The sequence below is a fragment of the Tateyamaria pelophila genome, assembly GCF_019966495.1.
GTDB lineage: Bacteria > Pseudomonadota > Alphaproteobacteria > Rhodobacterales > Rhodobacteraceae > Tateyamaria > Tateyamaria pelophila.
In genome coordinates this window covers 17,482-27,419 of record NZ_JAIMIA010000066.1, presented here as the reverse complement: position 1 = coordinate 27,419, position 9,938 = coordinate 17,482, and the positions used below count along the sequence as shown (strand labels likewise).

Genomic DNA, 9,938 nt, shown 5'->3' with positions numbered 1-9,938 from the left:
CTGCCGGGGCACGCCTCGGCAGGGGCTCTCAGCGCAATCTCCAACTAAATTTCCAGACGTCAGGTTACAGTACCGCCAAGACCCGTCGAGTTGGGTGAGGCGTGCAGGAATTTCGTATAATATCCTTGGTTCATTGGGTAAGCAATTAAGTGTCAATCAAAATGTACACTTGATTATGTCAGAAAAAATAGACAATCTTGGACCACGGGTGTGTCCAAGCGGTGATGCAACCGGACCATGGCGTGCGTTGACCGTCTATTCTGGGCGTTTTTGGCAGCACACCTTAAGACCTTTTAAGAGGAGACCGTATATGTCTGATGATCCTGACAAAGTCTGGCCGACTGGTTTGACGTTGCAAGAAGCGGAAGAGGTGCACAGCTATCTGATCGATGGCACGCGTGTATTCGGCGCCATTTCTTTGCTTGCACACATTCTCGTCGCGTTTTCGACGCCTTGGCTCGGATAACGGAGAAAACACATGAATAATGCAAAAATGTGGCTTGTGGTATCGCCAACAGTTGGTGTGCCGCTTTTCCTTGGCGCTGTTGCTGTTGGTTCTTTCGCGGTGCATGTCGCCGTTCTGAGCAACACCACCTGGGTTTCGGACTATCTGTCCGGCAATGACCTGGGCAGTGGTGCAGAATCTGCGTCAGCGGACGTTCTGCGCAGCACCGATATGGACACTGCAAAAGCGTCCTATGTCAGCCCATCGCTGAATGGCGGCCAGGAGATCACTGTGATTCTCCCAGACGGCACGACAGCACGGGCAGTGTTGAAACCGAACGATGTTCTGGCTTCTGCGGCGCTTCCGTCTCCGGATGTCGTCACAAAATAATGCGTGGGCCCGTCACGGTTTGCCGGACGGGCCCTCGATATTGTTCTGTCTGCGATCCTTGATCCGGCAAGGCAGACGCGGTCCATTGACGAAACGAGTTTGATCGATGTTTGACTATCGAAACATTGCAATACGCAAACTGACGACGATTAGGCCGAAATACCTGCCCTTCGCGGATATCGCCTCTGAAGACGTTCCCCTGTCTCGGCTGCTCCGCCTATCCCTTTTCCAAATCTCCGTCGGTATGGCGCTGGTGCTGTTGGTGGGCACGCTGAACCGCGTGATGATCGTCGAACTGTCCGTTCCAGCGACCATTGTTGCGGGCATGCTCGCCCTGCCCCTTGTCTTTGCGCCGTTCCGGACACTGATTGGCTACAAATCAGACACCCATGTCTCTGCCCTGGGGCTGCGCCGTGTGCCCTACATCTGGAAAGGCACGCTGTATCAATTCGGAGGCTTTGCCGTGATGCCATTCGCTTTGCTGGTGCTGTCCGGCTATGGCGAATCCTACGACACACCCTTGTGGATAGGTCATTCCGCCGCGGCGCTTGCCTTCCTGCTGGTCGGCGCCGGCGTGCATATGGTGCAGACCGTGGGCCTCGCGCTTGCGACGGATCTGGTCAAGCAAGAAGACCAGCCAAAAGTTGTCGGGCTGATGTATGTCATGCTGTTGGTCGGTATGGTGGTCAGTGCGTTGATCTATGGTGCTTTGCTTGAAGACTATTCACCCGGACGGCTGATTCAGGTCATTCAGGGCACGGCCGTGGTGACAGCAGCGTTCAACCTGATCGCGATGTGGAAACAGGAAGCCCGCGACCGGACCCGTGCGCAACAGATGCGCACCGCCACACCCGTCGCCTTCAAACTGGCGTGGAAAGACCTGATCGCCCGCCCCGGCATGATGCGCCTGATGATCATCATCGGTCTCGGCACATTTGGCTACGGAATGGCGGATGTATTGTTGGAGCCTTACGGCGGACAGGCTCTTGGCTTGACTGTGGCGCAGACCACCAAACTGACGGCCCTGCTGGCGCTGGGCACGTTGATCGGGTTTGGCATTGCGTCCAGTGTTCTGACCAAAGGAGGCTCCGCGCAAAAACTGACATGGATCGGGGCCGCGATCGGCATACCCGGCTTTGCGCTGATCATCGCGGCGTCCTTGGGATTTGGCATTCCTGCCTTCCTGTCGGGCACGTTCGCTACGGGTCTCGGCGCCGGGCTTTTCGGCCATGCGACCCTTACGGCCTCAATGCGGGCCGCGCCCAAGGAACAGATCGGACTTGCCCTGGGAACATGGGGGGCCGTGCAAGCGACCTGCGCCGGGATCGGTGTGGCGCTGGCCGGTATCGTGCGCGACATTATCGTTGGATATTCCGGGCAATCCGAAATGTCCGCATCGACGCCATACCTTGCTGTGTTCATGATCGAAATCGCGTTTCTGACGCTCGCGGTTATTGTCGCGCTATACACGTACAAGACGAAATCCGATCCTGTTGTAACATCAAATTCCACATCCAACGACCCGGAGCAAAGCCCGATTGAGGCATCCTGAACACTGTCATCCGCGCGGATGGCCCATCGCCACGGGTCATGTGTAAATTATACAATAAATGCGATTGGATCCATGTGCGACCTGCATACCTCGGCGCGCCTAAATACGCGATGGACCGCAGCATATCTTATCAAAATCAGAACAATTTTATGACTTTAAGCACGGACGGGGCCTTCAAGAACCTTGATTGAAACAACTGATACGTGCATCGTTGTCTGATATTTGAGGAGATTGCCATGTCGCGTTTTTGGGCCGGGCTGCTGAGTGCAGTCTTACTGAGCACCGGAGCGTTGCACGCGCAGAATGTCACATTGCCGCTGCCTTCGGCGATGCCGCTGCTGGACTATCAAAAACAACTTTATCCCTTTGTCGCGGACCGCGTGTTCGCCAAGGAAGGCTGGACCCGCGACAAAAGCTGGCGCGATACGGGGCCGTTCATTCTGGGTACAAATTACGGCACCCACCCTGCGGTGCGGATTTATTACTCGCCCGAGGTGATCACCTGGCTTGAAGGCGGGCGCAAAGGCGTCATTCCCGACGGGGCGATGGCGGTCAAGGAAATGGCCACGCCGCCCTCCGCGCACTACAACGAATATCGCGAAATGCTGACCTATATGCATCCCGACGACCCGACCACGGTCGAAGAGTTGATGCTTGATTATTTGCGCAAGGAGGGTGGCCTCAACTGGACCGTGATGGTCAAGGACAGCGCGATCTCTCACGGCGGGTGGTTCTTTGCCTCGGTCGCGCAATCGGCTGAAATCGACACTTTCGATGCACCGTTTTCACCGGCCACCGGGCTGGCCGGTGACGGTATGTGCATGCGTTGCCACGCATCCTCGGACGCAGAGCTGATCTTTTCCAGCCTCGACAACATCGAAGGCTATCCCGGTGAGCCACTGATCTTCCGCGTCGATGAAAGCTGGCGCGACCTTGATACGTTTCCGCCCGGCCCGATGAATCTGCCCGCCGTGCAGCGCCCGGCCATGGGCGAAAGCGAAGCCGCCTTGATCAAGGATTATTTCCACAATGACACCGCATTGGACGCCTCCAACGCCATGGCGTCAGCCTCGCCCACGCAGATCAACGAGACCTTCGCCGCCATGTTCCCGCCCACCGATGGCATCTTTGTGCGCCCCGGTGACGTGCAGACACTGCCCAGCGAATGGCTGGATCACGTCCCTGCCCGCCCCGATGACACCCAGCATTTTCTGACATCGGACAATTGTATCGGCTGCCATGGTGGCCTTGGCGGCCCGCCCTCGGGCACCACGATGTTCCTGCAAACCGGGCCCAATTATGGCGACGGCTACAACATCTCGGAATATGGCGAATGGCGCTGGTCGCCCATGGGCCTCGCCGGGCGTGATCCGATTTTCTATGCGCAGCTGGAAAGCGAATTTGCCCTGCTTGAAGCGGCGGGCTCCGGTGATCTGAGCGCGAACCTCGGAACGACATGCCTGTCGTGCCATGGCGCCATGGGGCAACGTCAACTCGAGATTGACGCCCATGCCAATCCGGATGCCGGATTGGACCCGAACAACTTCAAAGTGGCCTACACGCTGTTGCATGATCCGTTAACGGAAGACGAGCTCGCGAAACAGGAAGCGGATGGAACCTATGATTACCACGAATACGGCAACCTCGCGCGCGAAGGGATTTCTTGTGCCGTATGCCACCACATCGCACCACCGCAGCAGGCTGCAGGTCAACCCGATTACAACACACTCGACACCTATCTGATGAACGGCACCACGGGCGTATTCCGCCTGAACGCGGCCGATGAGTTGAACGGCCCATACGCGGACGTTCGTGTGCGTCCCATGCAGAACGCGATGGGCATCACGCCGGTGCAAAACGATTACATCAAGGACGCCGAGCTTTGCGGCGCATGCCATACCATCAACCTGCCGAATGTCGATGCTCCACTGGACCAGCCCCTCGAAGGCTATACGGAGGCTGATCAAAAAGTGTTCAACGACGCCGCCTTGAATGGCGCTGTCTTCCTCAAGGATCAATACGGTGTGACCTTCCCCGAAGCGCTGACCGAGTTTCAGCATTCGGTCGAGCAGGCGACCTATATCGAATGGGTCAACAGCATCTACAGCGAAGAAGGGACGGCGCAAACTTGCCAGGACTGCCATATGAAGTCCGCCTTCCAGAGCACTGATGGCAATGTAACGATTTCAGGGATCACCACACAGATCGCATCGATTCAGGACAGCAACCTGTCGGACGTGGAAAACCGGTTGCCGACCTCCGAAATCGACGTTCCCTTCCGCGAAGACTACAAGCGCCATAATTTCGTGGGCCTCAACGCCTTCATGATCGAGATGATCCGTCAGTTCAGCGCCGAGATGGGGATGAGCCGGACCGATCCGATGACCTATGCCACCAATGGCGCGCAGTTGGCGCTCGATACGATCGAGCTGCAGGCCAAGCACGAGACCGCTGATGTCACAGTGGACCTGTCGCAAGGATATGGCGGGCTGGTGGCGCAGGTGGGCGTGCGCAACAAGACGGGGCACCGTTTGCCGTCCGGTGTCGGCTTCCGCCGCGCGTTTCTCGAGGTGAAGGCTGTGGGCAAGGATGGCCGGACCCTGTGGTGTTCAGGTTGCACAAATGCGGCCGGCGTGATCGTCGATGCCCTTGGTGTGCCCTTGCAGACTGAATTTCTGGATGTTGTGCCCGAAGGTGCGGATGAAGCGCTCTACCAGCCGCATTACAGCGTCATTACCGATCCGTCGCAGGTGCAAATCTATGAGGAGTTGACCCAGAATGCCGAGCGTGTGTTCACCACCAGCTTCGTGCACCGGGTCTATCATCCCAAGGATAACCGCCTGACGCCGCATGGCACGCGGGTTCCGGGCACGGACGCGTTCAAGGCAAAGTTCGGCGACAGTGAAGTCACCAGCGCCTTTATGAAGGCCACGATGCCCGAAGGGAACGCCGCAAGCGACCCCGATTTCATTCCCGGCAGCGACCAGCTGGAATACCGGATCACCCTGCCCGCCGATGTCGACCCGACCCAAGTGACCGTGACGGCAACACTCTACTCTCAGGCCACGCCGCCCTACTTTTTGAAGCAACGGTTTGAAACGGCACCCGATGGCCCCGCGACGCAGAGGCTTTATTATCTTGCCAGCCGATTGGAGACCGAAGGAACGCTCATAGAGGATTGGAAACTCGCGACAGGATCGGCGTCTGCTGCGTTGCGCTAAACCGACTCCCGGCCTAGTGACCGGGCCGGGATTGCAACTCCGTGTCTGAGGTCATTTCCTGAGCGCCGTCAGTCTGGCAAGCCCAAAATTCTCTAACGCGTTATGCGATAGATGGCACCTTCGCCCACCGAGATGAAGAGGATGCTGCCATCTGCGTCTTCCACAATGTCACGGACTCGTTCGGTCTGTGGCCCGCGGATCTGTTCCACTTCGCGGGCCTGCGCACCAGACACCTCCAGCCGCGAAATATAGTCGAATTTCAAGGATCCGACGAACATGTCGCCGCGCCATTCGGGAAACATGTCACCCTGATAAATCAACAGACCCGAGGGCGCGATTGACGGATCCCAATAGTGGGCGGGCTGTTCCATACCGGATTTGGACGTGCCTTCGCCGATCTCACCACCAGAGTAATGCACGCCATAGGAAATCACGGGCCAGCCGTAATTCGCACCCTTCTTGATCTGATTAACCTCATCGCCGCCGCGTGCGCCGTGTTCGGCTGTCCAGAGCGTGCCGCGCCCATCCAGACCCGCCCCTTGTGGATTGCGGTGTCCATAGGACCAGATCTCGGGCCGGACGCCGGGTTGGCCAACAAACGGATTGTCGCCAGGCACCGTTCCATCGCGACTGACACGCACGATGGAGCCATTGTGCAACCCGCGGTCTTGCGCAGACGGGCGGTCCCCCCTGTCACCGATCGTCACAAAAAGCGTGCCATCGGGCGCTTCGACGACGCGACTTCCAAAATGCCGACCCCCATTGCCACCGGGGCTGGCCACAAACAAATCGCGAAGATTGGACAGACGACGGCCATCTGCGCTCAATTCGGCGGCGGCCAATGCGGTGCCTGCACCACCTGACTGCTGTTTTGAATAGGTCAGGAACAGCGTCCGTGTCCGGGCAAAATCCTGCGCAAGCGTGATATCGAGCAAACCGCCCTGGCCACTATCGGCGACCCTTGGCACACCGACCACGCGGTTGGAGCGGCCATCTTTGATCAAAACCAGGCGTCCACCACGTTCCGTCACCAGCATTCCGCCGTCTGGAAGCGGCGCAACACCCCACGGTTGATCAAGCCCCGTTGCAACAGCCGTGACAGTCACGCTCCCCCGATCCGTGTCGAGAGCGAGCGCCGCCACAGGCAACGCGCAAAGAGCAAGAACAACCGAAAGACGCATGGAAACCTCGATTATAACCATATCTTACATGTAGGTGCTCGGTGCTTTCAGTCCAGTCACTTGACCCTGAGGAAATCATCACTATTCCACTTTTCTTTTGCAAATACCGCGCATAGGCTTCTGAATAGGAAAAAATTCCACTGGGAGAACCACAATGAAAAAAATGCTTATGGCTTCGGCCGCAACTGCACTGATTGCCGGAACCGCCTACGCGGACAGCCATGCAAACGAAGTCAAACTTGGCGTCATACTGGGCTTTACAGGTCCGATTGAATCGCTGACGCCAACGATGGCGGATGGCGCGGAACTGGCCATGAAGGAAGTGACAGAGTCGGGACTGCTTTTGGATGGTGCGACGGTGACGCCTGTTCGTGCCGATGGCACATGTGTGGATGCCGGTGCTGCGGTCGCAGCTGCAGAACGGCTGATCACCGCTGACAAGATCGACGGGATCATGGGCTCCGATTGCTCTGGCGTGACCGGTGCGATCTTGTCGAATGTGGCCTTGGCAAACGGGATCGTCATGATATCGCCGTCGGCCACTTCGCCGGGCCTGTCGGTTGCCGAAGACAACGGCCTGTTTTTCCGTACCGCACCGTCGGATGCCCGCCAAGGCGAGGTTATGACACAGGTATTGATGGAAGAAGGCATCAAGGAAGTCGCCCTGACCTATACCAACAACGACTACGGCAAAGGCTTGGCAGACAGCTTTCAAGCTGCGTTTGAAGCGGCTGGCGGCACGGTCACAATCAGTGCAGCCCACGAAGATGGCAAAGCCGACTATTCCGCCGAAATCGGCGCACTGGCGTCGGCGGGCGGCGAGCGTCTGGTCGTCGCCGGTTATGTGGACCAGGGTGGATCGGGCATCGTGCGCGCCGCACTTGATACCGGTGCCTTTGACACGTTCCACTTCCCGGACGGCATGATCGGAAACCGGTTGGAAGAGAACTTTGGCAACGAGATCGACGGATCGACAGGTCAGATTCCCGGCACCGACAGCGAAGGTGCGGCGCTGTTCGTCGACATGGTTGGCGATGCGTTCGACGCCACATCCTCATTTGCGCCGGAATCCTACGATGCTGCAGCCTTGCTAATGCTGGCGATGCAAGCCGCGGGATCAAAAGACAGCGCGGATTACAAATTGAAGGTTATGGATGTGGCCAACGCTCCCGGCACACAGATCTTTCCGGGTGAGTTGGGCAAAGGCCTGCAAATCCTCAAGGATGGCGGCGAGATCGACTATGTCGGTGCGACAGCTGTTGAACTGATCGGACCAGGCGAGTCGGCAGGCAACTATCGTCAGATCGTCATCGAAGATGGCAAGATCACAACCGTTCAGTTCCGCTAAGTCGGCACTTAAAGACAGAGCAGCCCGGACTTTTTCCGGGCTGTTTCAATATCTTGAAGATCGCATTCAATGTGACGCGGGGGTACCATGATCGTCGTCGACGACATTCACAAGCATTTCGGTGGCTTTCGTGCCGTGGATGGTGCGCGCATGTCGATTGCGCCCGGCTCCATCACCGGATTGATTGGCCCCAATGGCGCGGGAAAAACAACTCTTTTCAATGTGATTGCAGGTGTTCTTGAACCAACTTCGGGACGTGTGACCATGGACGGCGAGGACATAACCGGCTTGCCGCCACACGCCTTGTTTCACAAAGGTCTTCTGCGCACTTTTCAGATCGCGCACGAATTTTCATCGATGAGTTGCCGTGAAAACCTGATGATGGTGCCCGGCGCACAGGTTGGAGAGACCCTGTGGAACACGTGGTTTGGACGCAAACGCATCGCCGATCAGGAGCGCGCCCTTGCCGCGAAAGCGGATGAGGTGTTGGAATTTCTGACCGTTGAACATTTGGCGGACCAAAAGGCAGGCCAGATATCGGGTGGGCAGAAAAAGCTGCTGGAACTGGGTCGAACCATGATGGTCGATGCCAAGATCGTTTTTCTGGATGAGGTGGGCGCCGGCGTGAACCGCACGCTTCTCAACACCATCGGCGATGCGATCCTGCGATTGAACAGGGAACGTAACTACACCTTTGTCGTGATTGAACATGACATGGATTTCATCGGTCGCATTTGCGACCCCGTCATTTGCATGGCCGAGGGTAAAGTGCTGGCCGAAGGCACGTTGACCGAGATCAAGGCCAACGAGCAGGTCATCGAAGCCTATCTGGGCACTGGCCTGAAAAACAAAGACAAGGTTGGGGCATGAGGGTGGTTTGGTCTGATGGCTCCAACGTCTTCCCAATTGGGGGCTCTGCCCCCGTCCTGCGGACTCCCCCGGGATTTTTGAGAACAGAGAAGGGATATTGCAATGAGCGGTAATCCCTACAAGGACGACCGGGGCAACAAGGATGCATCAATCACAAAACAAGGTGGCGTGGGCGTTTTGGAAAGCCGTCCGGGTACGGGGAAGAGCATGAGCAGCGCCAGCGCGTTTTTGATTGGTGACACCATGACGGGGGGGTACGGGACTGGCCCCGACATTTTGCACGATTGTACCATTGCGGTGGATCCCGGTGAGATTGCCGTGATCGTCGGTCCGAACGGTGCGGGCAAGTCCACGGCCATGAAGGCCGTATTCGGGATGCTCAATGTCCGACAAGGCTCGGTCCGGCTGGACGGGGAGGATATTACGGAACTGACTCCGCAGGATCGGGTGGCCAAAGGCATGGGGTTTGTCCCGCAGACCTCGAACATCTTTACGTCGATGACGGTTGAAGAAAACCTGGAGATGGGCGCCTTTATCCGGCGTGATGATTTTCGTGGCACCATGGCGCAGGTCTATGATCTGTTCCCGATCCTGAAGGAAAAGCGCAACCAGCCCGCGGGCGAACTCTCGGGCGGGCAGCGGCAGCAGGTTGCCGTAGGGCGCGCACTGATGACCCAGCCGAAAGTCTTGATGCTGGACGAGCCAACGGCCGGCGTGTCGCCCATTGTCATGGACGAGTTGTTTGACCGGATCATTGAAGTGGCACGCACCGGCATTCCGATCCTGATGGTGGAGCAGAATGCGCGGCAAGCGCTGGAGATCGCCGACAAGGGCTATGTTCTGGTGCAGGGACGCAATGCCTATACGGGAACGGGCAAGGAATTGCTGGCCGATCCCGAAGTCCGCAAATCGTTTTTGGGGGGGTAACTGA

Annotated in this window: 8 protein-coding genes; 7 read left to right on the top strand and 1 reads right to left on the bottom strand. The window is 57.6% G+C overall.

Annotated features, from left to right (window positions below; translation table 11 throughout):
* The first annotated feature begins 310 nt into the window (after positions 1 to 310).
* The 4 genes from LC354_RS17875 to LC354_RS17860 all read left to right on the top strand — a co-directional run bounded on the left by LC354_RS17875 (position 311) and on the right by LC354_RS17860 (position 5,608).
* Positions 311 to 466: a light-harvesting protein gene (locus LC354_RS17875; RefSeq protein ID WP_223426407.1), complete on the top strand. Its 156-nt coding sequence runs from the start codon at positions 311 to 313 to the stop codon at positions 464 to 466.
* Between the two features lie 12 nt (positions 467 to 478).
* On the top strand, positions 479 to 835 hold the full coding sequence (locus LC354_RS17870) for a light-harvesting protein (protein WP_223426406.1): 357 nt from the start codon (positions 479 to 481) through the stop codon (positions 833 to 835).
* A gap of 106 nt (positions 836 to 941) precedes the next feature.
* Positions 942 to 2,387: a PucC family protein gene (locus tag LC354_RS17865; RefSeq protein WP_223426404.1), complete on the top strand. Its 1,446-nt coding sequence runs from the start codon at positions 942 to 944 to the stop codon at positions 2,385 to 2,387.
* Between the two features lie 236 nt (positions 2,388 to 2,623).
* Positions 2,624 to 5,608, top strand: a complete 2,985-nt coding sequence (locus LC354_RS17860; protein WP_223426402.1) for a hypothetical protein — start codon at positions 2,624 to 2,626, stop codon at positions 5,606 to 5,608.
* Positions 5,609 to 5,700: 92 nt separating this feature from the next.
* On the opposite strand, the gene LC354_RS17855 is transcribed toward LC354_RS17860, so the two are convergent.
* Complete coding sequence (locus LC354_RS17855) at positions 5,701 to 6,789, bottom strand: PQQ-dependent sugar dehydrogenase (RefSeq protein WP_223426400.1); 1,089 nt, start codon at positions 6,787 to 6,789, stop codon at positions 5,701 to 5,703.
* Positions 6,790 to 6,943: 154 nt separating this feature from the next.
* Here LC354_RS17855 and LC354_RS17850 point away from each other — a divergent pair, with 154 nt between their 5' ends.
* The 3 genes from LC354_RS17850 (at position 6,944) to LC354_RS17840 (ending at position 9,934) form a co-directional block, all read left to right on the top strand.
* Positions 6,944 to 8,137, top strand: a complete 1,194-nt coding sequence (locus tag LC354_RS17850) for an ABC transporter substrate-binding protein (RefSeq protein WP_223426398.1) — start codon at positions 6,944 to 6,946, stop codon at positions 8,135 to 8,137.
* Positions 8,138 to 8,224: 87 nt separating this feature from the next.
* Positions 8,225 to 9,007 carry an ABC transporter ATP-binding protein gene (locus LC354_RS17845; RefSeq protein ID WP_223426397.1) on the top strand — a complete coding sequence of 261 codons (783 nt, stop codon included), beginning with the start codon at positions 8,225 to 8,227 and terminating at the stop codon, positions 9,005 to 9,007.
* Positions 9,008 to 9,109: 102 nt separating this feature from the next.
* Entirely contained in the window at positions 9,110 to 9,934 is an 825-nt protein-coding gene (locus tag LC354_RS17840) for an ABC transporter ATP-binding protein (RefSeq protein WP_223426396.1), read from the top strand.
* The last annotated feature ends 4 nt before the right edge of the window (positions 9,935 to 9,938 follow it).